At 61.0% G+C, this 25,792-nt stretch carries 26 protein-coding genes; 19 read left to right on the forward strand and 7 right to left on the reverse strand.

What is annotated here, in order from left to right:
* Positions 1 to 192 precede the first annotated feature (192 nt).
* The 11 genes from BKX96_RS05930 (at position 193) to BKX96_RS05980 (ending at position 11,541) form a co-directional block, all read left to right on the forward strand.
* Positions 193 to 1,674: an FAD-dependent oxidoreductase gene (locus tag BKX96_RS05930; RefSeq protein WP_077183019.1), complete on the forward strand. Its 1,482-nt coding sequence runs from the start codon at positions 193 to 195 to the stop codon at positions 1,672 to 1,674.
* Positions 1,675 to 1,770: 96 nt separating this feature from the next.
* Entirely contained in the window at positions 1,771 to 2,388 is a 618-nt protein-coding gene (locus tag BKX96_RS05935; protein ID WP_046816362.1) for an acyltransferase, read from the forward strand.
* On the forward strand, positions 2,381 to 3,337 hold the full coding sequence (locus tag BKX96_RS05940) for a glycosyltransferase family 2 protein (RefSeq protein ID WP_077183020.1): 957 nt from the start codon (positions 2,381 to 2,383) through the stop codon (positions 3,335 to 3,337). The genes BKX96_RS05935 and BKX96_RS05940 overlap by 8 nt, the downstream gene beginning before the upstream one ends.
* Before the next feature lie 8 nt (positions 3,338 to 3,345).
* Positions 3,346 to 3,870, forward strand: coding sequence for a serine O-acetyltransferase (locus BKX96_RS05945; protein ID WP_077183021.1), 525 nt, complete (start codon positions 3,346 to 3,348; stop codon positions 3,868 to 3,870).
* Positions 3,867 to 4,853: a glycosyltransferase family 2 protein gene (locus BKX96_RS05950; protein WP_046816365.1), complete on the forward strand. Its 987-nt coding sequence runs from the start codon at positions 3,867 to 3,869 to the stop codon at positions 4,851 to 4,853. The genes BKX96_RS05945 and BKX96_RS05950 overlap by 4 nt, the downstream gene beginning before the upstream one ends.
* 7 nt (positions 4,854 to 4,860) lie before the next feature.
* Entirely contained in the window at positions 4,861 to 5,784 is a 924-nt protein-coding gene (locus tag BKX96_RS05955; protein ID WP_046816366.1) for a DUF535 family protein, read from the forward strand.
* A gap of 69 nt (positions 5,785 to 5,853) precedes the next feature.
* Positions 5,854 to 7,056 carry a glycosyltransferase family 4 protein gene (locus BKX96_RS05960; RefSeq protein WP_046816367.1) on the forward strand — a complete coding sequence of 401 codons (1,203 nt, stop codon included), beginning with the start codon at positions 5,854 to 5,856 and terminating at the stop codon, positions 7,054 to 7,056.
* Positions 7,053 to 8,240, forward strand: a complete 1,188-nt coding sequence (locus BKX96_RS05965; RefSeq protein WP_077183022.1) for a glycosyltransferase family 2 protein — start codon at positions 7,053 to 7,055, stop codon at positions 8,238 to 8,240. The genes BKX96_RS05960 and BKX96_RS05965 overlap by 4 nt, the downstream gene beginning before the upstream one ends.
* Positions 8,240 to 8,983, forward strand: a complete 744-nt coding sequence (locus BKX96_RS05970) for a WecB/TagA/CpsF family glycosyltransferase (RefSeq protein WP_077183023.1) — start codon at positions 8,240 to 8,242, stop codon at positions 8,981 to 8,983. Before BKX96_RS05965 ends, BKX96_RS05970 begins: the two co-directional genes overlap by 1 nt.
* 239 nt (positions 8,984 to 9,222) lie before the next feature.
* Positions 9,223 to 10,365 carry a hypothetical protein gene (locus BKX96_RS05975; RefSeq protein WP_077183024.1) on the forward strand — a complete coding sequence of 381 codons (1,143 nt, stop codon included), beginning with the start codon at positions 9,223 to 9,225 and terminating at the stop codon, positions 10,363 to 10,365.
* Positions 10,366 to 10,428: 63 nt separating this feature from the next.
* Positions 10,429 to 11,541 carry a glycosyltransferase 61 family protein gene (locus tag BKX96_RS05980; protein WP_077183025.1) on the forward strand — a complete coding sequence of 371 codons (1,113 nt, stop codon included), beginning with the start codon at positions 10,429 to 10,431 and terminating at the stop codon, positions 11,539 to 11,541.
* An 87-nt stretch (positions 11,542 to 11,628) separates the two neighbouring features.
* On the opposite strand, the gene BKX96_RS05985 is transcribed toward BKX96_RS05980, so the two are convergent.
* From BKX96_RS05985 to BKX96_RS06015, 7 genes are all read right to left on the reverse strand, one after another.
* Positions 11,629 to 13,053, reverse strand: coding sequence for an undecaprenyl-phosphate glucose phosphotransferase (locus BKX96_RS05985; RefSeq protein ID WP_046816372.1), 1,425 nt, complete (start codon positions 13,051 to 13,053; stop codon positions 11,629 to 11,631).
* Positions 13,054 to 13,389: 336 nt separating this feature from the next.
* Complete coding sequence (locus BKX96_RS05990; RefSeq protein ID WP_077183026.1) at positions 13,390 to 13,911, reverse strand: cytochrome C; 522 nt, start codon at positions 13,909 to 13,911, stop codon at positions 13,390 to 13,392.
* Between the two features lie 93 nt (positions 13,912 to 14,004).
* On the reverse strand, positions 14,005 to 14,526 hold the full coding sequence (locus BKX96_RS05995) for a methylamine dehydrogenase light chain (protein ID WP_027620621.1): 522 nt from the start codon (positions 14,524 to 14,526) through the stop codon (positions 14,005 to 14,007).
* 18 nt (positions 14,527 to 14,544) lie between these two features.
* Positions 14,545 to 15,195, reverse strand: a complete 651-nt coding sequence (mauD, locus tag BKX96_RS06000; protein WP_077183027.1) for a methylamine dehydrogenase accessory protein MauD — start codon at positions 15,193 to 15,195, stop codon at positions 14,545 to 14,547.
* 5 nt (positions 15,196 to 15,200) lie between these two features.
* Entirely contained in the window at positions 15,201 to 15,740 is a 540-nt protein-coding gene (locus BKX96_RS06005) for a MauE/DoxX family redox-associated membrane protein (RefSeq protein ID WP_077183028.1), read from the reverse strand.
* A gap of 14 nt (positions 15,741 to 15,754) precedes the next feature.
* Positions 15,755 to 16,903, reverse strand: coding sequence for an amine dehydrogenase large subunit (locus BKX96_RS06010; RefSeq protein ID WP_077183029.1), 1,149 nt, complete (start codon positions 16,901 to 16,903; stop codon positions 15,755 to 15,757).
* A gap of 190 nt (positions 16,904 to 17,093) precedes the next feature.
* Entirely contained in the window at positions 17,094 to 18,575 is a 1,482-nt protein-coding gene (locus BKX96_RS06015; protein WP_077183030.1) for a sensor histidine kinase, read from the reverse strand.
* A 330-nt stretch (positions 18,576 to 18,905) separates the two neighbouring features.
* On the opposite strand from BKX96_RS06015, the gene BKX96_RS06020 reads away from it, so the two are divergent.
* The 8 genes from BKX96_RS06020 (at position 18,906) to BKX96_RS06055 (ending at position 25,711) form a co-directional block, all read left to right on the forward strand.
* Positions 18,906 to 20,069 (forward strand): acyl-CoA dehydrogenase family protein, encoded by a 1,164-nt coding sequence (locus BKX96_RS06020; RefSeq protein ID WP_077183031.1) that lies wholly within the window; start codon positions 18,906 to 18,908, stop codon positions 20,067 to 20,069.
* A 28-nt stretch (positions 20,070 to 20,097) separates the two neighbouring features.
* Positions 20,098 to 20,469: a hypothetical protein gene (locus BKX96_RS06025; RefSeq protein WP_077183032.1), complete on the forward strand. Its 372-nt coding sequence runs from the start codon at positions 20,098 to 20,100 to the stop codon at positions 20,467 to 20,469.
* A 3-nt stretch (positions 20,470 to 20,472) separates the two neighbouring features.
* Positions 20,473 to 20,943, forward strand: coding sequence for a nuclear transport factor 2 family protein (locus tag BKX96_RS06030; RefSeq protein ID WP_046816380.1), 471 nt, complete (start codon positions 20,473 to 20,475; stop codon positions 20,941 to 20,943).
* Positions 20,940 to 22,064 carry an amidase gene (locus BKX96_RS06035; protein ID WP_046816381.1) on the forward strand — a complete coding sequence of 375 codons (1,125 nt, stop codon included), beginning with the start codon at positions 20,940 to 20,942 and terminating at the stop codon, positions 22,062 to 22,064. The genes BKX96_RS06030 and BKX96_RS06035 overlap by 4 nt, the downstream gene beginning before the upstream one ends.
* Before the next feature lie 23 nt (positions 22,065 to 22,087).
* Positions 22,088 to 23,371 (forward strand): aromatic ring-hydroxylating oxygenase subunit alpha, encoded by a 1,284-nt coding sequence (locus tag BKX96_RS06040; protein ID WP_077183033.1) that lies wholly within the window; start codon positions 22,088 to 22,090, stop codon positions 23,369 to 23,371.
* A complete protein-coding gene (locus BKX96_RS06045; protein WP_046816383.1) occupies positions 23,368 to 23,865 on the forward strand; it encodes an aromatic-ring-hydroxylating dioxygenase subunit beta in 498 nt (165 codons plus the stop codon). Before BKX96_RS06040 ends, BKX96_RS06045 begins: the two co-directional genes overlap by 4 nt.
* Before the next feature lie 10 nt (positions 23,866 to 23,875).
* Positions 23,876 to 24,616, forward strand: coding sequence for an SDR family NAD(P)-dependent oxidoreductase (locus BKX96_RS06050; RefSeq protein ID WP_077183034.1), 741 nt, complete (start codon positions 23,876 to 23,878; stop codon positions 24,614 to 24,616).
* A 144-nt stretch (positions 24,617 to 24,760) separates the two neighbouring features.
* The gene (locus BKX96_RS06055) at positions 24,761 to 25,711 is read left to right on the forward strand and encodes a PDR/VanB family oxidoreductase (protein WP_046816385.1); all 951 of its coding nucleotides are present in this window, start codon (positions 24,761 to 24,763) and stop codon (positions 25,709 to 25,711) included.
* The last annotated feature ends 81 nt before the right edge of the window (positions 25,712 to 25,792 follow it).

Consider the following 25,792-nt stretch of genomic DNA (forward strand, 5'->3'; position numbering starts at 1 on the left):
GATGAGTGAACGCGTGTCGAATACCTCTGTCATCAGTCGCAGAGGACTCATTCGGGCATTTGCCCTGTTAAGCCTGGGGGGGCTTGTAGTGAAATTTTCCGGGGTTGGGGCCCGGCCTCCTGCAGGAAAATCGGAGTTTGTCGTTATCAACGGGTGGGTGTTACCTGCCGCGCATTTCCGGTAACTGCAAATATGATCAAAGATTACCAAACGCAGAAAGACCTGCGCGATCACTATGATTTCTGCATCGTTGGCGCAGGCCCGGCCGGCATCACGCTGGCTTTGCGTTTGGCTGGCAATGGTTGGCGCGTAGTGCTTATAGAGGGTGGGGGGCGTGAATATGCTCCCTATTCACAAAATCTCTACAAGACGGCGTCCTCGGGACTGGAGGCCTACACCGAAGAAACCCGCCTGCGCTACCTTGGGGGGACCTCCAACCACTGGGCCGGTCGTTGCCGGCCCTTCGAACCGTCCGACTTTGCCTTGGCCCCGCAGTCGAATCTGCCCGGCTGGCCCATCGCGTTTTCCGAGATGGAGCGCAACCTGCCAGCGGCCATGGCTATCCTGGACCTGCCGCTGGACTCGGGATTCAAGACCGTCAACGCGGCCTTTAACAGCGACGAATTCGAAGCCGACCGTTTCCTGCTCAGTCCGCCAACTCGCTTTGCACAAAAATATGCCAAGGAGCTCAACGAGACCGAGGGCCTGGATGTCTTCATCAATTGCAACTGTGTCGACCTGGACTTCGACAAGGGCAGCGGCCGTGTCATCGCCGTTGTAGTGTCCGATTACGAGGGCAATAAAGAGCGCATCTCGGCCAAGCAATTCATTCTGGCCACCGGCGCGATCGAGAATGCCAGGCAGTTGCTCAATAGCCAGTCATTGGCCGCTGCCGGCGTGGTCACCGAAGATAGCCTGGTGGGTCGATGCTTCATGGAACACCTGAACATCGCCCTTGGTACCTTCATCCTCAACGACGGTGAAAGCCGGGAGGCCAGGCAGTTCTTCACCAAGGATGCCTTTGTGGTCGAGCATCATTCAGGTAAAGGCAATGTTACCGCTTCGCTGGTGTCGAGCGTGGAAACCTACGGGCGCATGGCGGCCATCAAGGGCTTTTTCGAAAACCTGGCCTGCAAAGCTGGCGTGGCACACAAGATCGAGTTCATAAGCAAGTTCAACTGCCCCGGTGACGGGGAACTCACCACGATGATCGAGCAGTTTCCCAATCGCAAGAGTCGCGTCTCGTTGACGCAAGAGCGCGATGAACTGGGCATGAGAATGGTCAACCTCAATTGGGAGCTCGCGCCTGAGGACCGGGAAACCATAAAAAGCATCGGCCTGGAGGTGGCCAAGTGTTTTGCCGAAGAGGGGCTTGGCTATGTCAAGTTGGACGAAGCGGTTTATGACGTTTCCAAGCCGCTGAGGGTCGGTCCGCATGCCCATCACATGGGTACGACCCGGATGGCGACCTCCCCCGAGTTCGGGGTGGTCGACGAGAACTGCAAAGTGTTCGGGACCAATAACCTGTACGTCGCTGGCAGCAGTGTGTTTTCGACGGCCGGTGCGAGCAATCCAACCATGCCGCTGTTGCAGCTGGCGCTGCGATTGGCGGACTACCTCAATCATCAAATGGGGCCTGCAACAGGCAGGTATTCTTGGGTAGAACAGTCTTAGGGAGAGCAGCCAAATCGGGGTGCCACAAAAACAACAACCATGGTGCATCTGGTCTTGGTACCGATGTGAAACGCTGAAATTTGTGAGGCTAACAGGATGATTGGGCTAGCAAAGCGTGCATTACGTTACTACGTCACCAAAACGGGTAAGGCGAAGGGCTTGTACAAGAAGTTTTGCCACCCCACCGGCTATGAATGGGCCGATTACCTTGCGCGTTGGGGAGGCATATATTCGGTCGGCAAGGGCGTGTGGATCAACCCCGGCTGCAACATCCCCGACCCTTCGCTGTTGCGTATTGGCAACAACGTCGGCTTGTCCGATTGCACGATATTCGGGCACGACGGACTCATTGGCGTATTCGAGCTCAGTGCGGGTAAACAGCTCGACTCCGTCGGTGCGGTCGATATATTCGACAACTGTTTTATCGGTTATCAGTCGATCATCATGCCGGGTCGCAAAATCGGTCCGAATTCAATCGTCGCCGCCGGTGCCGTCGTCACCCGGGATGTGCCACCCGGTGTGGTGGTGGGGGGGAATCCGGCGAAGGTGCTCTGCACCGTTGAAGAACTGATCAAGAAAATCGAAGAGCGTTGCGAAGCCTATCCGTGGATGGAACTCATCCGCCAGCGCGGCACTCACTTCGACCCCGATTACGAGCCCAAGCTCAAGGCCATGAGAGCGCAGTACTTCTTTGGCGAGAAAGCCAATGAGTAGTGCGCCCCTGGACGTGCTGGTCGTCAACTACAACACGGCGGGGCTGTTGCAGCCCATGTTCAATGCGCTGCGCCAGTCCAAGCGCACCGATAGGGCGCGCTACCTGGTGGTGGACAATGCCTCGGCGGACAACTCGCTGGATTGCCTGGGCAGTATTTGCCCAGAGGCCGTGCTGCTGGCCAATAAAGACAATGTCGGCTTTGGCCGGGCCAACAATCAATTGGTTGAACACCTGCAGGGCAAGTACGCGTTGCTGCTCAACACCGATGCATTTGTGTCCGACGACACGCTGGCCAAGACCCTGGAGTACATGGAGGCTCATCCCGATTGCGGGATCCTCGGTGTACGCCTGGTCGGTCGGGACGGAGAGCTGCAACCCTCCTGTCGCTATTTTCCGACACCGCTGAATGTGTTCCTCGTCACTGCCGGGCTCGAGCGTTTTTTTCCCTGGGTGAAACTGGTCGACGACCTGGACTGGGATCATGCCTCGGTGCGCGAGTGCGACTGGGTGCCAGGCTGCTATTACCTGATTCGCCGTGAAGTGATCGACAAGGTCGGCTTGTTCGACCCGCGCTATTTCCTTTACTACGAGGAGGTCGATCACTGCCGGCGCGTCAAGCAGGCGGGGTGGAAGGTGGTCTACTACCCCCACACCACGGTGGTGCATATCGGTGGCGAGAGTGCCAAGTCGGTCGACAAACTCAACATGGACGGTCGACAGCTGCAGACGCTGCAAATCGAAAGCGAGCTGTTGTACTTCCGCAAGCACCACGGTCTGTCGGGGTTGGCCTTGCACATGCTACTGGTCTGCCTGTGTGACCTGATCCTGGGGCTCAAGGCTGTGTTGAAAGGTCGCGGTCGGGCCGCCATCAAGGCGTGTTGGCAACATACACGGGTGACCTGGGCACTGCTGCGCAAAACCAAACTCGGTAGCCAACCCACACGGTAGGTCAGTCCATGTTCGATAACATACGTGCGGACTTGCGGGCATACGAGGGTGACTGGGGCGCCCAGGGTTTCTGGGTGATGCTGGTGTATCGCTTCGGGCGCTGGCGCTATGGCGTGCGCCCGGCACCGTTGCGTAAATTGCTGTCCTTTATCTACAAAGTGCTCTTCAAGCTGGTGCAGATCGTGACGGGCATCGAGCTGCCATGCGAGGTGGTGGTCGGGCGCAACTTCGTCATCGATCACTTCGGCGGCATCGTGATCAGTGGCTATGCGCAGTTCGGTGATGACTGCCGGATCCGCAATGGCGTGGTCGTGGGCCTCAAGAACGTGAACGAGCCGATCGCTCCGATAATGGGCAACAACGTCGATATCGGCACCGGCGCCAAGGTGCTGGGCAATATCCGCATTGGCAACAATGTGGTGATCGGCGCCAATGCCGTGGTGTTGACCGACGTACCGGACAACTCGGTGGCCGTCGGCGTGCCGGCGACCATCAAGCAGCGCAAAGTCGTCGATGCCGGGCAATACTCATGAGCACGGCGACGACAGGTGTGGGCGTCGTTGTCATCGGTCGCAACGAAGGCCAGCGACTTGAGCGCTGCCTGGCTTCACTGGTCGGTACGGCCCAGCAGATTGTCTATGTCGACTCCGGGTCAACCGATGGTTCGGTACAGATGGCGCAAAGGCTTGGCGTCGAGGTGGTCGAGCTGGACATGCGCATTGCCTTCACCGCTGCGCGCGCGCGCAACGAAGGGTTCGCCCGTTTGCAACGCTTGTTGCCGTCGATGCGTCACGTGCAGTTCGTCGATGGCGATTGCGAGGTGGTCGCCAGTTGGTTGCCCCATGCCCAGGCCTTTCTTGATGCGCAACCCGAGGTGGCCGTGGTTTGCGGACGGCGCCGCGAACGTTTTCCGCAGCGGTCCATTTATAACCTGATGTGCGATCTCGAATGGGATACGCCAACCGGTGCGACCAGCGCCTGTGGGGGTGATGCCCTGATGCGCGCGGACGCCTTCGCCACGGCTGGCGGGTACCGGCCGGACCTGATTGCCGGGGAAGAGCCGGAACTCTGTGTGCGTCTGCGAGCCAAGGGCTGGAAGATCTGGCGGCTGGCCGAGGAAATGACCTTGCACGATGCGAGCATGACTCGCTTCGGCCAATGGTGGCGACGAACCCTGCGCGGTGGTTATGCCTTTGCCGAGGGCGCGTTTTTACATGGCGCCGCGCCCGAGCGCCATTGGCGCCGCGAGTCGCGCCGTGCCTGGTTCTGGGGCCTGGGCGTGCCGCTGGCAACGCTCGTTGCCACGCTGATGCTGGGTTGGCCCGGGCTGCTGGTGCTGCTGGTCTATCCCCTGCAGGTTGCGCGCCTGGCTCGGCGGGGTGCCGGTCCCGCGCGGCAAAACTGGCTGCTGGCGTTCTTCCTCGTGCTGGGCAAATTTCCCGAGATGGTCGGGCAGGTCAAGTTTCTTTTGAACAGGTTCGGTGCCGGAAAATCCGCACTGATCGAATACAAGTGAGACTTCGATGGACTATTGGTTGATCGTCAAAAGCGTCTTCTCCGTACACGCTGGTTACTCCCTGAGGGCATTGAAGAACAAACTCAAGTTCCTGCTGTTGGTGGCCAGGAACCGGGCCGAGCTGAATCTGTTTTTCGGGCGCATGTCCAACGCCCTGGGCAGCACCGGTATCGAGAAGCTCGGCGGTGATTGCCTGGGCGTCGTTCACTGGCCCTACATCAGCAAAAGCTGGGGCGCCCAGGACAAACTCGGGGTCATGGCCTCGCACTACGAAGTGGTCAGCAAAAGCTGTCCGCAATTGCTGTTGTTCGGGCGCGACGACAGCCTGGTCCTGAGCGATCTGACGGCCTGGTCGCCAGGTTGCACCCTGGTGCTGGATCGTCCGTTCTGGTTCATGCGAGAAGGCGAGCTGGTGCTGAACCTGTTCCAGGGCGACCTGCGCATCGCCTCGATAGCCTTCACCTTGTGTTTAACGGAAGGTGAACTGTGCATTTTCATAGGTGCCGTCCAGGGCATTCATAAAGGCATCGAGAGCGACAGGTCGCTGGCCATCTACCGGGACGTCACCAAGGACTTCGAAGGCCTGCGCCCCAGAAGCTTGCTGATTGAAGTGATCAAGTACATTGCCGGCAATATCGGTGTCGGAAAAATCTACGCGGTAGGGGATGTCTACCGTCACCATCGCCACCCGTATTTTGGTGCGCACAAGGCCCAGGAGCTGGCCGCCAATTACGATTCGATCTGGCTGGAGCACGGGGCGACCCCCTCGGAGCGCGAAGACTTCTTTGAAATTCCCATGGCGTCGTCCAGGAAGCCCCTTGAAACCATTGCTTCAAAAAAACGCGCCATGTATCGCCGGCGCTATGAACTGCTGGACGACGCCTTTGCCCAGATCGACAAGGTGCTGGCAGGCAGCTACGCCGTGAATTGACGTGACCGGTGACTGGACTACTGTGGGGGTACCTGCAGTAACAATTTCGACGACAAAAGCCGGGTGCCCATGCGTATCGCTTACTTCATCAATCAATACCCGAAGGTCAGCCATAGCTTCATTCGTCGCGAGATCCTGGCGCTGGAACGCCAGGGCTTTGAGGTACAACGCATCGCGCTGCGAGGCTGGGATGCCGAGTTGGTGGACGCCGAGGACGAGTCCGAGCGCAGCAAGACCCAGTATGTGCTGGAGGGCGGCGTCAAGGCGCTGTTGAAACCTGCGCTGCAGGTGCTGCGCGCCCAGCCGCGACGGTTTTTTTCGACACTGTGGCTGGCCTTGCGCATGGGCCAGCGCGCCGATCGTTCCTGGCCGTACCACCTGATCTATTTGCTCGAGGCGTGCCGCGTGCTGTCCTGGACGCAGGCTTTCGGCGCCCGGCACGTGCATGCCCATTTCGGCACCAACTCGACCGAAGTGGTGATGCTGGCCAACGCCCTGGGCGGGCCGGCGTACAGTTTCACCGTGCATGGCCCGGAAGAGTTCGACAAGCCGCAGTTCATTCATCTGGGCGAGAAAGTCCGGCGCTCGGCGTTTGTCGCGGCCATCAGCGCCTATGGGCGCAGCCAGCTGTATCGCTGGGTCGACCACGCGCATTGGGCACGGGTCAAGGTTGTGCATTGTGGCCTGGAGCGGGCTTTTCACGATGTGCCGGCGGTGCCGGTGCCGGCCGCGCCGCGGTTGGTCTGCGTAGGGCGCTTGTGTGAGCAGAAGGGCCAGTTGCTGTTGCTTGAGGCCGCGCGCCGGTTGGCCGAGCAAGGTGTGGCGTTCGAGATGGTCCTGGCCGGCGACGGCGAAATGCGTCCGCAGATCGAAGCACTGATCACCCGGCATGGCTTGCAATCGCAGGTGCGAATCACCGGCTGGATCAGCAGCGAACAGGTGCGCACGGAAATTCTCGCCGCGCGGGCCCTGGTCCTGCCGAGCTTCGCCGAAGGCCTGCCGGTGGTGATCATGGAAGCCATGGCGTTGCGTCGGCCGGTGCTGACGACCTATGTCGCAGGCATTCCCGAACTGGTACGCCAGGGCGAGAACGGCTGGCTGTTTCCCGCCGGCGCGGTGGACGAGTTGACCGCGGCGCTGGCGGACTGCCTCGCGCAACCTGTCGAGGTGTTGCAGCGCATGGGCGAGGCGGCTTATCAGCGCGTGCTCGAGCGCCACGATATCGATACCGAAGCGACCAAGTTGGCTCATCTGTTCAAGGCGCAAGCATGATCACATTCCTCAATTGGCTTCTTGGCGTACCGCTGGCAATCCTCCTCCTGCCGGTGTTGGTGCTGTTCGTGCAGGTGCTGCTGGCGGGCATGCCAGTGCGGGCGCCTGCGCTGGCACAACGCTCGCGACCGCGGGTGGCGGTGCTGGTGCCGGCTCACAATGAGTCCTCGATCATCAAGGCCACACTCGATTCCCTGCGCCCGCAACTGCTGGCGGGCGACCGCCTGCTGGTGGTGGCGGACAACTGCTCTGATGACACTGCGGCAACAGCTCGCGCAGCGGGTGCCGAGGTGGTCGAGCGCAGTAACGACCAGCAGCGTGGCAAGGGCTATGCGCTGGATTTTGGCGCGCGTCATCTGGCCAGCGATGCGCCGGACGTACTGATCATTGTCGATGCCGATTGCCAGGTGAGCGAAGGCTTCATCGAGTGCCTGGCCACCCGGTGCATCGATTCGGGACGGCCAACCCAGGCCCTTGATCTGATGCGCGCACCGGCGGGTTCCGGGCTGAAGGTGCAGATCGCCGAGTTTGCCTGGTGCGTGAAGAACAAGGCGCGCCCGCTAGGCTGGGCCCGATTGGGTTTGCCCTGCCAGCTGATGGGCACCGGCATGGCGTTCGTCTGGCGCGACCTGCCCTTGATCACGCTGGCCAGTGGTCACATTGTCGAAGACCTGAAGATGGGCCTGGATTTCTGTCGTAGCGGCAAGCCGCCGTTGTTTTGCCCCGAGGCCTTGGTCACCAGCTATTTTCCGCGCAGTGACGAAGGCCTCACTACCCAGCGCACGCGCTGGGAACATGGTCACTTGGGCGTGATCCTGGGGGACGCGCCAAAATTGCTTGGCGAGTCGATTGCCCGGCGCAACCTCAACCTGCTGGCCATGACCCTGGATCTGCTGGTGCCGCCGCTGGCCTTGCTGACCTTGTTGTTGGGCGCGGCGTTTATCCTCTCCTGGCTGGTGCTCCTGCTGTTCGGCGCATGGCTGCCGGCGTTGATCGCTTCGCTCGCGGTGGCCATGTTGATGGTGACCATCCTGCTGGCCTGGAGCCGCTTTGGTCGCGGCATCATCGCCTTTTCTGCGTTGCTTTATGCGCCGTTCTACGCGCTGAAGAAAATCCCCCTGTACCTGGGCTTCCTGATTAAACGCCAGGTTGAATGGGTACGTTCCAAGCGAGACGACTCCTGATGCGCGTATTGGCCTGGCAGCACAACTGGCAAACGATCATTCAGTCGCTCAAGGTCGTGGCGGACGTCGATCAGGAGCAGCGCTTGATCGAGGCTTTGTCCAGGCCGCAGGCGGTGACGGTACTTGGGTTCGTCAATGCCCATGCGATGAACCTGATCGCCAGGGACAATGACTACTACCAGGCGCTGTCGGCCGCGGATGTGTTGCTGCGCGATGGCTCCGGCATGTCCATGCTGTTTCGCCGACTGGGTCGTGCACCGGGGCTGAACATGAACGGCACGGACCTGATCCCCAAGCTGCTGTCGGCGTACAAAGGCCGACGCGTGGCTTTGTGGGGCACGCAAGAGCCATTCCTGGCCAATGCGGCGAGGCACTGCGAAGCGGCATGGGCGGTCAATGTGGTGTCTGCCCACCATGGTTTCGCCGAAGTGCAGACCTACCTGGATCTTGCCCGGCAATATCAGCCGGAACTGGTGGTGTTGGGCATGGGCATGCCCAAGCAGGAAGTCGTTGCTGCCAGGCTGGCGGCCAGCGGTGTGCCGTGCCTGATCGTATGTGGCGGGGCGATCCTGGACTTTCTCGGCGGCAAGGTGAGTCGCGCTCCGCAATGGATGCGTGGCCTGGGCTGCGAATGGGTGTTCAGGCTGGTCAGTGAGCCCAGGCGCCTGTTCAGTCGGTATGTGGTCGGTAACCCGATGTTCATATTGAGGACGCTTGCCTGCTCGGCGCCGACGGGCGGGTGAAACGCGGGCGTTATATACAGGCTTAGCGTCGTAATATCTTGCAAAACTCAGGCGCAGCATCTTTACTGCTCATTAAGCGACGACTTGCTGGCGCGGTCGAGACTTGCGTCGTAATTAATGTAAAAAACGACGAAAGTTTGACGTCAACCGCCACCGTATCGAAGCCTGGTTTTCAGTGTCTTATTCCTCGATTCGAACTTTCGAATAATCTTTTCTTAATTAATTAGTGTTAATACGAAATGAAAGAATATGTAAAGGCACTGTTGCGTCAGTTGATAACGCCGTCAGTACGCTTTGAACTGAGGAAAACCCACGCCTGGCTGCGCGACATTGCCGGTCGAGCGTGTTTCTGGCGCTGGGAAGTCGTCAGGTTCAAGCTGCGCGAAGCGAGCGCTTACGACATTCTCTATGTGGGTCGCAAAGCCCAGCGTGAATTTGTCAAAGTGCTGATGGGCGCCGAACCCCAGGTTGCCAATCAGCCAGTTAAACCGGATAAATCAGGTCGTACGGTATTTGTCAGCGAAATACCGACGCCGGGCGCATTGTGCGTGCCGCAATATCTTAGCGCGGTTGTTCCTTTGGGCAGATCGATCGAGGATATAACCGCCAGATACAACTCCGAGTTGCGCCGCAATCTGCGCAAGAACCGCCTGCGTTATCGCCTGAAACAGGCGTTGAACGATGACGAAATCGAAAGCGCCGACCAGGGCATGCTGCAACCTTATGCCAGCGCAAGGCACGGCACATCCGCTTCGCAAATCGAACAGCAGGAGGTGCGCAGGGTGGCGAAAACCGCCGGGCGACTGGACCTGGTGCTGCTGGAGGACGAAGTCGTCGCCTGCCACCTCGGTTGCGTGATCACCCGCGGGGGCAAGCGCTACTGGAGCACGATCCGTTTCGGCTACCCGGAAACGGTGTACTCGGATGCGAAAAAGCTGCGCGAAATCAACTCGATCACCACCTTCATGGCGCTGGAATGGGCGCTGGAAAACGGCTTCGACTATTACGATATCGGCACATGCCTGGCGCGTCCGGACGATGGCCTGCTGGAATGGAAAAGAAGGCGTGGCGGCGATGTCGATACGCTCAATAACCATGGCTATCTGTTTGTCCGATTGCCCAGGGTCGGCGTCGCACAATTTCTCTGGGAAACACCGCTGTTTGCTGTAGAGGGTAAAAAACTGACCCTTCATCTTGGACTGCCGGACGGGCCAAGTGATGAGGAAATTGCCGAACGCTATCGTGAAATGGGTTTTGGAGGGCTCTCCAAGGTCTATCTTCACTGCGCCAAGGCGCCGCAGGAAACACTGCTGGAGACCTTACGCGGTCGCTATAGTCATCTGAAATCGCCCCCTGCCATGGAAAGCCTGATTTGCAACTGATGTTGATGTCGAGCAAGCAGATGACAAGCGTTATTGGTATTTAAACGTAGAGTGGTAATCCTTATGTCGCAATCGAATATGTTGGTGAGCGGCGCTGGGGCGAAATGGAGTTTTGCTGCGTATAAACACTTGTTAAAGGAGAAACTTGCCAGAAAACCGTCGCAGGAATTGCAGAGCGTCGCGGTGAAGACCTGGGAAGTTGCTCCGGCGGATGCATCCATTGCGCCGCCTGCTTTTTATCTGCCCAACCAGCTTGAGCGCGTGACGGGATGGCAGTTTTATCCCTTCGAACATCCCCGACGCACCATGGAGGGCAATGGTCTCGTCCAGCACCGCCCGACACGCGCCTTTCTGATCAAGGACGCCTGGTTGATCGACGGTGCGATTTACAAAGGTGATGCCAAGTCATGGTTGTCGCCCAGGATTGAATGGTTGCCGAAGATCCGCATAGAAAGAGAAATCGATCGCGGGGCGATGTATTGCACCATGGGCGGGAACAAGTGGTTTGGCTCATGGATGGTCGATGATTGCATCACCTATCCCATGGCCAGCCAGGAGGGCGTCCCGGTGACGACGGTGCTCCGCGAAGACGCCGTTTCCGTTGCCAGGCACGGGATTCTTCACGCGCCAGGTTATGAAGACTGGCTGGGGATGAATCCGGTTCGTGTGCGCAATGCGTTTTTTCGAGAGCTGGTGATCTTTGACGACATCAGTCACAACCGCCATAAGCACCTGCGCTTTCGCGGAATGTCTGAAAAGTTGCTGTCGCATGTCAATGTCAATTCTCACCCCGGCGTATTCGTTCTGCGGGGCAACAAGGGCGAGTTGCGCTTGTTGCGCAATGAACTGGAGTTGGCTGAACGGCTGCGCGAGCGCCGGGGTTTTCGCATCATTGACCCGTCGAAGTGCGATGTGCCAACCATCGTCGCGGCCTGTGCCGGGGCCAGGACAGTGATCGGCATCGAAGGCAGCCAGCTCATTCACGGCGTCAATCTGCTGCAGCCCGGCGGTTCGTTGCTGATCCTGCAACCGCCCGATCGTTTCGTCTGCTTCTTCAAGTACCTGACGGATCGCGATCAGCAAAACTTCGGTTTTGTGGTGGGTACCCCGGACGGCGAAGGTTTCAGGATCGACCCGGACGAGGTTGAACGCACGCTCGATCTGTTCCCGGCCTGACGGGTTTCCAGGCTTTTACCTGCCTTTTCGCAACCCGGTAGCGCTGATTGCCAGCGCCACCGGGCGACTCGCGCACGCAAGGCACCCCTAGTAGGCATGCTTGCCGGAGAACGCCGTCACCGTCCGGGCAAGAATGACGAAGTCGAGCCACAGCGACCAGTTGTTGATGTATTCGATGTCCGAATCGACCCGACGAATCATCTGTTCGATATCTTTGGTTTCGCCCCGATACCCACGCACCTGGGCCAGGCCGGTGATGCCTGGCTTGATGTTGTGGCGCGCAAAGTAGTCGGCGATGTCAGGCGAATACTGCGCATCGTGCTGGATGGCATGGGGACGAGGTCCCACCAGGGACATTTCGCCCATCAGCACATTGAACAGCTGCGGCAGTTCATCCAGGCTGGTCTTGCGAATGAAGGCGCCGACCCGGGTCATGCGCGGATCGTTCTTTTGCGCTTGCTTGACCAAGCCGTCTTCCGGCTGGTGGACAACCATGCTCCTGAACTTCCAGATGCGAAAAGGTCCGCCACTCCAGCCCATCCGTTGCTGGCGAAAGAACACCGGCCCGGGGCTATCGAGCTTGATGGCAATGGCCACGATGGCCAACACTGGAGCGGCGAAAAGCAAAATGAGAAACGCCAGCACGCGGTCTTCAAGGTTCTTGAGCAGCAGGCGCATGCCCATCAGTGGGGTTTCGGACAAAGTCAGCACGGGAATGCCGGCAATCTCGCGAACGCTGTGATTGATCAGGCGCAGGGAGAAGATGTCCGGCACCCAGTTGACCGAGATGTGTTTGTCGAACAACTTCAAATACACATCCTTGATCACCTGCGATCCGTCCAGGGGCGTGACGAAGTAGACGGTGCGAATGGAGTGTTGCGCGACCAGGTCATCAAGGTCGGACAAGTTTCCCAGGATCGCCAGGCGGTTGGGGTTTTCCGAACCATCCTTGCCATGGTCATCCGCCGCTCCGATCAGCACGGAACCGACGACCCGTTCACCCAGCCACGGGTTGTTGCTGATTTTCTGGTGGAGGAAGTCCGCCAGTTCTCCCGAGCCAATGATCAGCGCGTTGTCCCGTTGGGTGGGATGCGCCAGGAACTTCTTTTGCAGTTCACGGCTCCCCAGGTGCAACAGCAGCTGGGCAAAATAGCCAATGACGAACAACTCACCGACCAACAGGCGTGAGTACTGTTCGCTCTGTTTCGTAAGAAAGGCCATGGCGACGAGAAAACAAAAGGCGGCGGTCCATGCCTTGAACAGTTTGAAGGCCTTGACGGCGAACACGACATTGCTTCGATAAATGGCGTAATGGTCGTAGACGACGGCCAATGCCCCCAGCAACAGCAGGACCATGATCACATAGGCCTGGGTGATGTAGCCGATGTGGTAGTCAATCAGGTACCAAGCGACTCCGGTTACAGCAAGACTATCGAGGCCGGCCTGGATAAAGATACTGGTACTGCTTCTTCGCTGGAGTACGGAACGGCTACTGCTCGGCTCAAAAATCATGATCAGATCCCATTTTTGCTACCCCCTCACGCCCAACAAGAACGCGATCCAGGTCAAAACTACCCTCGTTTCAGAGCTTTAGCCTCAACGGCAAGCTACTTATAGTCGAGAAATCCACCCTCCACCGAAATTCGCAGAGCAGGGGAGAATGCGGGTCCCGTGCTATCACTTTAGCAGCACTGTGGATTCATTCACGTTATGGACGAAGTTTAGTCGGGAGCCGTGACGCAGGCGTCGGTCGGTTTGCTTTTAGGGTGTCTGGACGACCATCGGTCGCAAGGGAATTATCCGGGCAGGCGCGAAGGCCTGGGCCCCGGTTGTTTCAGGAAAAACTTCTCAGTTGCTCATCCCGTCTTCGATGGCGATGCCTTGGGCGCGCATCTTGTTGATCAGTTCGGCACGGGTGCCCGGCAGGTTGAGCATGGTCTTGGCACGCAGTGCCGCGACTTCGTCTGCGTTGTAGGGCTGGTAGTCGGCGGGCCTGCTTTTGCCGGCCATGCCGTCCTCGCGCATCAGCCAGTTGAGCAGGTCAGCCAGTTGCGCGTTGTTCAGCGCCGATTGCGACATGCCTGGCACGCGTACCAGGAATTCACGACCGCCGGGGACTTTCAGGAAGTTACCGACAAATCCCGTCATTCTCGGCGTGTCATTGGCCGCCGAACCCATGCCGTTGCCAAGATGGCAACCGGCGCATTGCAGCTGATAGTTCACGCCCACGCTGTAGCCGGCCTGGGCGATGGGCTTTTGCAGTTCCTCGTTGCCGGGGGCGTGACGCTGCGTCGGGTCCGGGATGGCCCGGGCCTGGACGAGCGGGGCGCTCAGGACGCCGACGAGACCGAGGATGAGCAGCTTGCGCATGAAATGTCTCCTTAGAGGACCTGCAGGCGCTGGCAAGCCAGCGCCTGCAAGGGACAGCGCCGATTGCCCAGGCAACCGGCGGTAAAGCGCGTGTCAGACCGCCACGCCACGGATGATCGAAACGGTGCAGTGATAGATGTGCGACTTGGCGGCCAGGCACCAGTTCACATCGTTGTTGTTGAACGGGCGGTAGGCCGGTTCTTCACTGTCGTTACGGGTGCAGGCGCACTGGGCGCAGCTTTGCTTACCGCAGCAGTCGTTGTACGAAATGATGTAGTCCTTGCCGTCGGCCGGGTTGCGGCAGGTACCGATCCAGGTCACTTGCGACGCTTCGGTGCCCGGCGGGCAGGACGTCACCGAGCCACCGCAGCAGCTGCACAGGAAGCCGTCGATGGAACAGTAGCGCCAGTAGTCGCAACTGTTCGGATCACCCGGGTCACCGGCCTTCGGGTCGGTGGCGGCCAGCGCCTTGCTGGTTCGGTCCAGGGGCAGCAGCAGGGGCAGGGCGGCACCGGCCACCATCAGCGAACCCATGCGCGACAACAGTTTGCGGCGCGAAGTAGTGTCGGCAACACGGCGCGTGGAGCGCTCGAATAACAGATCCAGCAGTTTCATGAAGGTCTCCCTGCCTTATCAGTGGCTATGGCCGTGGCTATGGCCGTGGCTATGGTCGTGAGCATGATTGTGAGAAAGGTCGTGGGGCTGCGCATTGAGGTACTGCTGCAGCGTCGCGTGCTTGAGGTGCTCGACTTCGAACAGGCTGTCCAGGTGCTCGCGAGAGTTCACCAAGCCCTTGGCGCGCAGGGTGCCGGACTTGTCGATCAGCGCGGCGTACGGCAGCTTGCCGATCTGGTAGGTCATGCCCACTTCCGGGCCGACCACGTAGGTGGCGTCTTCGAGCTTGTGTTCGCGGATCAGCGCTTGCTGGGCATCCATGTCGCCATCGCTGACGAACACCACGTCGAGCGTACCGGCCTGTTCCTTGGCGATGGATTTGATCGCCGGCAGCAGGGATTTGCAGATCGGGCAGGTCGGCGAGAGGAAAAACAGCAGTTGCGATTTTTCACCGGCGTAGCCGAAGTTCACCGGGCGGCCCTTGCGATCGGCGGCGGTGATTTGCGGTGCGGCTTCGTTGACGGCCACGCCTTTGTCCACCATCAGTGCGCCGGCCGGCGCCAGGCGACCGTGCAGCACGCCGATCTGACGGACCAGGCCCATGACGACAAACGCCACCGCCACCAGCAGCACCCAGAGCAGAACATTGGAAACGATCAAGCCTTCCATTTCGATTACCTACCAATCAATTTGAGCAGAAGAGGGGAGTTCGCCAGCAAGCCATCGGCCGCGGCGTAGATGAGCAGCGCGACAGCGGCGGCAGCCAGGGTCACGAAGCCATCGAACACAGTCATGTCACGCACCACCGGCGCCACGCTGGCCAGCAACGCCAGCGCCACCAGCACGCTGTTGCGCAGCAGCAGCACCGGGCGCAGCGGTTGCGCCTGGTCTGGGCCGGCACAGCCGCAGTCGATGTCGCGACGACCGCGCCACAGGTTGATGCCGATGGCGGCGGCGTACAGTGACAGCAGGCTGGCCGCGCCCAACGCCGCCCAGCCCCGGCTGACCGGGACCAGCAGCGCGAAAGCGATGGCCAGTTCCAGCAGCGGGATCAAGCGGGCGCTCGGGCGAACCAGGGCGGCAGGCAGCAGCTGATAATCCGCCAACTGCCTGGCGAAGCGCCCCGGGGCCCGCACCTTGTGGGTCGCGGCACTGGCCAGCAACGCCGAAATGGCGAGGGCGCAGGCATTAATGAAGATCGGATCTGATTGCATGGGCCGAATCTCTTTTAGTAGCTCATGACCTGGGTCGCGGTTTTGGCGACCTTGGCCATGCTGCCGGTGTGCTGGTTGGTCTTGAGGTCGAAGATCTGCAAGCCGCCCTCAACGTCGGTGCCCAGCAACAGCGGCTTGTCGTCGCCGGTTGCCTGCATGCTCCACACCGGAGCCGGGGCTTCCAGGGTGGCGACTTTCTTCTGGGTCTTGAGATCGAAGGCCCAGATGACGGTGCTCGGGTCTTCCCACTTCATCGGTTCGTGGGCGTCATGCATCAGCACGTACAGGCGGTTGAGCTTCGGCGCGACGGCCATCAGTTGCCAGCCGCCCGGAGCCCAGCCGGCTTTCTTTTCTTCCTCGGTGACCAGCGACCAGCTCGGCAGGATTTTTGGCGTGTCGCCGGAGAAGTCCACGGCGCGCACGGTGCCGGTGGTGGTGGTGAAGTAGTAGGTGTCGCCGACGTTGACCGCGCGCTCCACCAGCTTCTGCGCATTCGGGTCGAAGAACGGCGTGCGGTTGCGCGCAGTTTCCTGGCCCTGGTCGTTGAGGGTCACCACCTGCAGGCTGCCGTCGCCGCACAGCGAGGCGAAACGACGTTTGCCCACCGGGTAATTGAGCACGCAGCCAGGGATCGAGATTTCGCTGGCGACGGCCTTGCTCTGGGTGTCGACCACGGTTACCGAGGTCGACGGGGTGAAGTTGTAGACGTAGACGAAACGGTCGTCGCCGCTGGTCTTCAGGCCGTAGCGCTGGGTCAGCGATTCGGCGCGCTTGTTCGGGATCAGCACTTCCCAGGCCGGCGACAGGGTCGAGCTGTCCCAGGCGGTCAGGACGTCGGTGCGGGTGCCGCGGGTACCACGCGAGTACCAGATGTCGGCACTGTAGATCAGCTTGCCGTCGTGGCTCAGGGTCGAAGGGGCGGCAAAGCCGGTCGGCACCATGCCGAGCACGCGTTTCTGGTCGGGATCGACCACGGTGATACGCCCGGCGACGAAGCTCTCGAACTCGACATCGACCACGAACGCACGGTGCGGCTCGGCGGGGAAGGCCAGGGTGGTCTGGCCGATGGTGTCGGCCGGCAGGTCCGCACGGGCACTGTTCAAACCGAGTACAAGCAGGCTCAGGCCTAGCGCTGACTGTACGGAGATCCTGTTTGTTCGCATAAGGGGAACTTCCTGAATTGTTGGTAACGCGGATCGCGGGTGAGTGGGCAGATTCTGACCATCGAATAGTGCCTCGCCCGGCGATCGGGGGAATTGCCCTGCCTGCCAAGTGTTTGTGTATCTGTGCCAGTCGTGGGGGAGGATCGCTCGTTCCTACGCAGAGCGTAGGAACGAGCAGGAGAAGGGGGTGTCAGGCGGGAATTGCGAGGGGAAGGGAAAAACTGAACACGGCACCACAAGGCTCCAGGTTTTGCGCCCAGATATCGCCCCGATGACGGCCGATGATGTTCTTGCACAGCGCCAGGCCGATGCCATTGCCGCTGACCTTGGAGGAGAAGAAGCCATCGAACAGCTTCTCCTGCGCCTGGGCCTGGATGCCGCGGCCTCTGTCTTCGATGCGTACCAGCGCCACGCCGTCCTGGGCGCTGGCATGAATGCGCAACAATCGGCGTTCGATTGGCAGGTCGGCCATTTCTTCGATCGCATTGAAAGCCAGGTTGAGGATCACCTGGCCGATCAACACCTTCTCGCAGCTCACCCGCAGCGGCTCGGACGAGGTCACGACCTCCACGCGCACCAGGCTCGGGTCGGCCCTCAGGCTGATGAAGTAGCGGGTTTCGCGCAGCAGCTCGTTGAGGTCGACCAGCTCTTCGCTCTGCTCCAGTTTCACCACGTAATCGCGCACGCTCTTGATGATCACCGAGGCGTGCTCGATCTGCCGCACGGCATTGTGCAGACCCCAGGCGACGCCTTGATCGGCGTCGGCGGCATTGCCCAGGCGAATCACCGCGCCTTCGATGAAATTGCGCGTGGCGGCCAGCGGCTGGCTCAGTTCATGGGCGATGGCCACGGCCATCTCGCCCATGGCGTTGTAGCGCGCCAGGTATTCGAGTTTCTGCTCGCTGACCCGTCGGGCTTCTTCGGCTTGCACCTGCTCGGTGACGTCGCGAAACAGCAGCAGATGGCCGACCAGGTCATCCTCGATCTCTATATAGCGGCACGTTGCGTCATGCCAGCGCCATTCGCCGTCCCGTCGCTGCACTTTGTAATGCACGTTGAACGGCGCGTGCTCCGGGGATTCATGGGCGAACCGTTGCAGCAGGCGCTGGCGCGAAGCGTCGTCGCACCCGGCCAGGAAGTTCTTGCCCATCAGTGGGTGCACTTCATTGCCGAGCAAGTGCGCGCCGGAGTCGCTGATAAACCGGATGTCACCCTCGGGGCCCAGCACCGCCACGCCTTCGGCCAAATCCTGCATGAAGGCCTTGAGCCGGCTTTCGAAACGCTTGAGGTCACGCTTGACCTTGTCCTCCTTGGAGATGTCGCGAAACTGCACCATCAGCACATCGCGCCCATCCAGATGCACCAGGGTCGCCACCGCCTCGGAAAGAATCTCGACGCCTTGCTTGGAGCGATAGCACCACTCGATGGCGCGCTGGCCGGTGCGCGCGGCACCTTCCAGCCAGCGCAGGCCCACCGAGCGCCGGTACTTGGGCGCATCGCGGGTCATGTCCGGGGCCTTGAGTGGCGTCAATTCCTCCAGGGTGAAACCCAGCGCCGCCAGGGCGGCGGCGTTAGCCCAGAGAATTTCCTTGGTCTGCGCATCGTGAAGAATGATGCACAGCGGCATGGCTTCGATCAGCGCAAAAAAATCATTCGGTTTTGGCAAGTACATCGCACGGCCCTTGGCGGCAGAAGGTTGCGACCGGTGGAATCGCAAGTATGGCTTTTTATACCTGCTCACGCATGGGGATGCGCTCAGAGGTAACCGGCGTGGCGCTAGGGGATTTCTTTAGTCGGGGGGCTGCACGCACCAATAGTTGCGCCGGCATGCGGTTTTTACACTGGACCGAAATGCAAGGGTGACCAACACCCTTTACCTGTAGGAGCGAGCTTGCTCGCGCAAAACGTCAACGATGACGCGGGCTGTCCGATGGCCCACGGTGTCGGGTCGTCCATCGCGAGCAAGCTTGCTCCTACACAAAAAGCAAAACGGAGAAAGCCCATGCTGCGTTCAGCGGTCGCGCAACAAGACGCATCGATCGATGTTGACGAGAATGTCGTCGACAGCCCGGCCTTTGCGCAGGTACTGGAAGAAGTACGCCAACGCCGCAACGAATTCGACGCCGGCTCCCATGTGCCGCGGGACATGATCGAGCGCTTCAAGCAGGTGGGCATCTACCGTGCCGCCACGCCGAAATGCTACGGCGGCGATGCCCTGGCCCCGGCAAAGTTTCTGCAGATGATCGAGCGCATCTCCGAAGCCGACGGCTCTGCCGGCTGGGTTGCCAGCTTCGGCAGCGCCGGTGTCTATCTCGCCGCGTTGCCGGCAGAAACCCTGGCCGAACTTTATTCGCAAAGCCCTGACCTTGTCTTCGCCGGCGGCCTGTTTCCGCTGCAACCCGCCGAGGTGGTCGAAGGTGGCTATCAAGTCAACGGCACCTGGAAATTTGCCAGCGGCTGCAAAGGCGCCGACCTGCTGGGCGTGGGCATTGGTGCCGCCGGCGGCAAGCCGCGCACAGCGGTGTTCCGTCCGGACCAGGTCGAGATCGTCGAAAACTGGGACGTGGTGGGCCTCAAGGGCACCGGCAGCCACGACCTGCGCGTCACCAACAAGCGCATCGACGAGCGCTGGACGTTTATTCGCGGCGGGGCGGCAACCATCGATGAGCCGCTGTTCCGCTACCCGTCGATTGCCTACGCCGCGCAAGTGCTGGCGGTGGTCAACCTCGGTCTGGCCCGCGCTGCCATCGACGAAGTCAGCCGCATGGCCGGCGGGGGAGGTATCACGGGTGCGCCGAAAATGGCCGACCGCGCTTATGTGCGTATCGAGATTGCCAAGGCTGAAGCGAAGCTCGCCGCTGCCCGCGGGTTCTTCTACAACGCCACCGAACAGGTGTGGAACTCGATCCTGGCCGGCAACCCGGTCACGCCGGAACAAACGAGCCTGCTGCGCCTGTCCGCGATCCACGTGTCCCAGGCCGGTGCCGCCGTGGTGCAGAGCGCCTACAGCCTGGCCGGTACCACCGCCATTTACCTGCGCCATCCGCTGCAGCGCTACCTGCGTGACTCGATGGTGGTGACCCAGCACGCCTTCCTCAGCGAAGGGCTGTACGACGGCGCCGGCTCGGTGTTCCTCGGCGTACCGCCGTTCCCGGGCTACATCTGAATTCTCTATTTCAAAAGGATCGACACTCATGACCCAGACCACTCAAGAACCGTTGCGCGTCGTCTTCTGCATCGGCATCACCCAGAACTTTTTCGACCTGCCCACCGGCGAAGGCCTGAGCGTGTGGAAAGGCTTCAGCCAGATGATGGGCGACCTCGGCGCGATGCCCGGCATCACCGTGCTCGGCGCCATGGACGACGACCGCTTGATGGTCGGCCCCTCGACCACTTCGCCCTGGACCGTGTACATCATGGCCGACGTCGACTGCCACCAGTCGGTGATCGACGCCTGCAACCTGTTCCGCACCACGCCGGTCGGCCAATACAGCCTGTGGCGCTATGCCAGGATCGAAGCGCGCATCGGTCGCCCGCTGACCATCCCTGATGCGGCCCGGGTGTAAGCCATGAACGAGGCCTTGCTGCAGCGTCTGGCGACGCTCGAAGGGGAAAGTGCTGTGCGTCGCTTGATGGCGCGCTACATGGACCTGTGCGATGTGCCGCGGGCGCTGGTTGAAGTCAGTGAGTTGGCCCGGCTGTTCACCGTCGATGCGATATGGGAAGGCGTTGGCAGTACCACCGCACAGACGTTTGGCCAACACCGTGGACGTGAAGCGGTGGCAGCCTTTGTCGGTGGTTACCTGCCGCCATCGGACCACTTCCGCCTGAACCTGCATTACCTCACCAGCGAGTCGATCCAGGTCGACGGCAGCACGGCGCAAGGGCAGTGGATCATGCAGCAGATTTCCACCTACGCCGATGGCCGCAGCGAGTTGTTCGGCACGCGCCTGAACATCGATTTTCGCTGTGTCGACGGCACCTGGCTGATCGCGCATTTCCGTACGCAACGGCTGTTCAACACGGAGCTCAATGCATGAGTACGTTCATCAGTGAATTCCTCCTCGGTGGCAGCGGCAAGCGCGTGGCCATCAAGGACTCCATCGACATCGCCGGCCATCCGACCCGTTCGGGCAGCCGCGCCTTTGCCGATGCTCCTGCAGCAACTAAAAACGCTGAAGTGGTGGACGCGATTCTCAATGCCGGGTGGCAGATCGTCGGCAAGACCAACCTGCATGAGCTGGCTTTCGGCGTCACCGGCATCAACGACTGGACCGGCACGCCGATCAATCCGCAAGCACCGGACCGTGTGCCCGGTGGTTCCTCCAGCGGTTCGGCTTCGGCGGTCGCGGCGGGCCTTGCGGACATCGCCATCGGCACCGACACCGGTGGATCTGTGCGGGTGCCGGCGGCCTGCTGCGGCATCGCCGGGCTCAAGCCGACTTACGGCCGTGTCAGTCGCGTTGGCGCCCATCCGCTGGAATCCAGCCTCGATTGCGTCGGGCCGTTCGCCAGATCCATGGACGACCTGATCGCTGCCATGCAGGTGATTTGCCCGGGCTTTGAAGTGCAGGGCCTGCCGGGCGCCGGTTCCAGAGTCGCGTTCGTTGAAGTGAGCTGCGACCCGCACCTGCAAGCCAGCCTGGGAGCCGCCGCTGACCGCGCCGGATGGCGACGTGGCAACGTGCACCTGAGCGAATTCGAGGCAGCCTTTGCCGCCGGCCTGACCGTGATCAATTTCGAAAACTGGGCGGCGTTCGGCCACCTGACCGGCAAGGGCCTGATTGGCGCCGATGTGGAAACACGCCTGCTGGCGGCCAGCCGCACCACCCGCGAAGAGCTGGCCCGGGCCGAAGCCGTGCGCACAGCGTTCACTCAACAAGTGGACGCGGCGCTGGAAGACTTCGCCGTATTGCTGCTGCCAACGCTGCCAAGCCTTCCACCGACGCTGAGCGAGGCGCGTAGCGGCAGCAAGGCCGTGGCCGGCATGACTCCGCTGGTAAGGCCTTTCAATCTCAGCGGTCACCCGGCGCTGAGCGTGCCGGTGGAACTCGATTGCGGCGGGCTGAAAGTCGGTCTGCAGATCGTCGGTCGCAAAGGTCAGGACGAACTGGTCTGCGCCTTAGGTGCGCAGCTGCAAGCCTCAACCAATCAATCATAAAAAGAAGCCATGAGGAGAACCGCATGAGCACTCATGAATACCGGCTGATCGCAACGTCGAAAAGCCCCGAAGACCTGGTCCAGCATGACCGCGTCGACGTCTCGCTGTACAACGACCCGGCGCTGTTCGAAGCCGAGCTCGAGAAGATTTTCTACCGCACCTGGGTGTGGGTTGCCCACGAAAGCGAAGTGCGCAACAGCGGCGATTTCAAGACCGCCACCATCGGCCGTCGCCCGGTGATTGTCGTGCGCGACAAGAAGAACAACATCAACGTGCTGGAAAACCGTTGCCGTCACCGTGGCGCCACCGTGTGCGAGAAGCACAAGGGCAATGCCACCGGTTTTACCTGCCCGTACCACAGCTGGTCCTATGGCCTGGACGGCAAGCTGCGCGCGCTGCCGTATCCGGACGGCTATGAAGGCATCCTGGAAAAGTCCGAACTGCCGCTGACCAGCCTGCGCGTGGAAAGCTACGCCGGCATGGTCTTCGCCAGCTACAACGACGAGATCGAACCGCTGGAAGATTTCCTCGGTGGCGCCAGGCACTGGATGGACCTGTTCATGAAGCAGGGCGCCGGCTACCCGATCAAGACCCAGGGCGAACACAAGTTCAGCTTCAAGGGCAACTGGAAGATCCAGCTGGAAAACACCACCGACGGCTACCACTTCCCGATCGTGCACAAGTCGTTCATGTCGTCGGTGGATGAAGAAACCTCGGAAATGCTCTCGTTCATGACCGACGAACAAGCCGTCACCCACTCCCTGGGCAACGGTCACAGCGTGATGGTGATGGTGCCGGAGCATGTCGATCTGGATCACGACGACGGCACTGAGCAACTGCAAGAACGGTTTGCCCACGTCACCGAAGAACTGGCGAAGACGATGCCGGCCGATCAGGTCCGCCGCATCGTGCGCTCGCTGCACGGCGCCGGTTTCAACCTGAACCTGTTCCCCAACGTGGCGATGTCGATGTCGTTCTTCCGTGTGCTGCGCCCGGTGTCGGTCACTGAAACCGAGATCCGTCACGTTGCCCTCGGCATGGACGGCGGCCCGGAAATCGCCAACCGCGAACGCATGCGCATTCACGAACACTTCCAGGGCCCGTTCGGTTTCGGCAGCCCCGACGACGCCGAAGCGTGGGACCGCGTGCAGCGCGGCTCGTACGCCGGCGTCGACGCGCCGATCCTGGTCAATCGCGGCCTGAACCGCGAAATCATCGCTGAAAACGGCGACAAGGTCAGCCACGCCACCGACGAAGGCGGTATGCGCGGTGCCTACGACATGTGGAAAAGGATGATGAGCCAATGAGCAATCACGACATGCACGGTTTTACCGGTCCCTTGGCCCAGGCCATCGAGTTCATCTGGCGCGAAGCCGAACTGCTCGACCACAAGAATTACGCCGAGTGGGCGACCCTGTGGAGCGAAAGCGGCAAGTACATCGTGCCGATCGACCCGGACACCGAAGATTTCGAAGCAACGCTGAACTACGCCTACGACGACGCACGCATGCGTGACCTGCGCATCGAACGCCTGACCGCCGGCTACTCGCCATCGGCGGTGGACGCGGCGAAAACCATTCGCACGGTCTCGCGTTTCCGCCTGGTGGAAGCGGCTGGCGACATCGTCGAAGTCAACTCGGCGCAGTTGCTGTACGCCTACAAGCGTGGCGTGCACACGCCCTTCGTGGCCGACCTGAACCACCGTATCCGCTTCACCGATGGCGTGCCGAGCCTGGAGCGCAAAGTGGTGCGCCTGATCAACTCCACCGACAGCCTGAGCGCGCTCGGCTTCCTTTTGTGAGGGCAACATCATGAGTCGAGTAGCCCTCGTAACGGGTGCCTCCCGCGGACTGGGCGAGTGCATCGCCCGCCGTCTGCACGCCGCCGGTTATCGCGTCGGCCTGGCCGATGTGCGTCTCGATGGCGTGCGGCAACTGGCCGCCGAACTGGATGGCAGCGGCGCCACGGCCGTGGCCATCGAGCTGGACGTGCGCAGCAAGGCTGACTTCCAGCGTGCCCGCGACCTGCTCGTCGCGCACTGGGGTGGCACCGACATCCTGGTGAACAATGCCGGGGTGTCGAAAGTCGCGGCGCTGATGGACATCACGTCCGAAGAGTTCGACGAGTCGATGGCGATCAACCTGCGCGGCACCTTCGTGGCCTGCCAGGTGTTCGGCGCGCATTTCGCCGAGCGGGGTTTTGGCCGCATCGTCAACATCGCCTCCCTGGCCGGGCAGAACGGCGGCACCGCCACCGGTGCGCATTACGCGGCGGCCAAGGGCGGCGTGGCGACGCTGACCAAGGTCTTTGCCCGTGAACTGGCGCCACAAGGGGTAACGGTCAACAGCATCTCGCCAGGTCCCCTGGACTTGCCAGTGGTGCGCGAAACCGTGGCCCCGGAGCGACTGGAGCAGATCCTGAAAATGATCCCGGCCGGCACCCTCGGCGACCCGGCGTTCATCGCCGACAGCGTGTTGTTGTTGATCGCCGACAACGCAACGTCCGTAAATGGCGCGTGCCTGGACGTCAACGGCGGCCTGTTCATGCGCTGATCTCATGCTCGCAAAAGAACCCCTGTAGGAGCCGGCTTGCCGGCGAAGGCATCAACATAGGCGATGCAAGGCTGAAGGCCGCCATCGCCGGCAAGCCAGCTCCTGCAAATGCTGTGTTAAACAAAAAAATAGTCAGGTGATGCAATGATGAAGGTGAAGATCGAAAGGATCGTCGACGAAGCGCTGGATATCCGCTCCTTTCGCCTCGTGCGCAGTGACGGCCAGCCGCTCGACACCTATGAACCGGGTGCCCACGTCGACCTCACCGGGCCGACCGGAGTGACCCGCCAGTATTCGCTGTGCAGCCCGCCAGAGGATCGCCGCGCCTATCTGGTGGCGGTGAAGAAAGAAGCGCAGTCGCGCGGGGGCTCATTGGCGCTGCACGAGCAGGTGGAAGAGGGCATGGAGCTGGAAATGGGGGCGCCACGCAACCTGTTCCGTCTCGATGAAAGTGCCCGCGAACATGTGCTGTTCGCCGCGGGTATCGGCGTCACGCCGCTGCTGAGCATGGCCTATCGACTGGCGCAGAGCGACCAGCCCTATCGCCTGCATTATTTCGCCCGTTCGGCGCAGTACGCGGCGTTTACCCAGTTGCTGGCGACGAATTTCGCCGAGCATGTGGAGTTCCACTACGGCGTGGAACCGGCGGACCTGGACAGCGCATTGAGCGCCTGCCTGGAACGCGCCAATCCTGCGGCCCACGTCTACACCTGCGGCCCGGCACCCTTCATGAACAAAGTGGTGGAAGTGGCCTCGCGCACCCGTTCCGACGACGCCATACACCTGGAACACTTCGCCGCCGACCCGGCCGCCAACAGCGCCCCGGCGGGTACCTTCGAAGTCGAACTGGCCAGTTCCGGCGTGGTGCTGCAAGTGCCGGCCAACACCAGCCTGGTCGACGTACTCCAGGCCCACGGTTGCGACATCGACACCGAGTGCCGCGAAGGCATCTGCGGCACCTGCATCGTCGAGGTGCTCGACGGCGTGCCAGAGCACCGCGACAACTGCCTTTCGAACAAGGAAAAGGCCTCCAACAAGCAGATCTGCGCCTGCGTTTCCCGGGCACTTTCCGCTCGTCTGGTATTGGACATCTAAGCGCTTTCTTCACTGGAAAGCTGACGCCGGAGCCTGTTGAATGGCGCCCGGCGGCCATCGAGGGAGGTGAGGGCTAAAGAA

Origin of the sequence: Pseudomonas putida (assembly GCF_001976065.1) — a bacterium.
Lineage (GTDB): Bacteria > Pseudomonadota > Gammaproteobacteria > Pseudomonadales > Pseudomonadaceae > Aquipseudomonas > Aquipseudomonas serbica.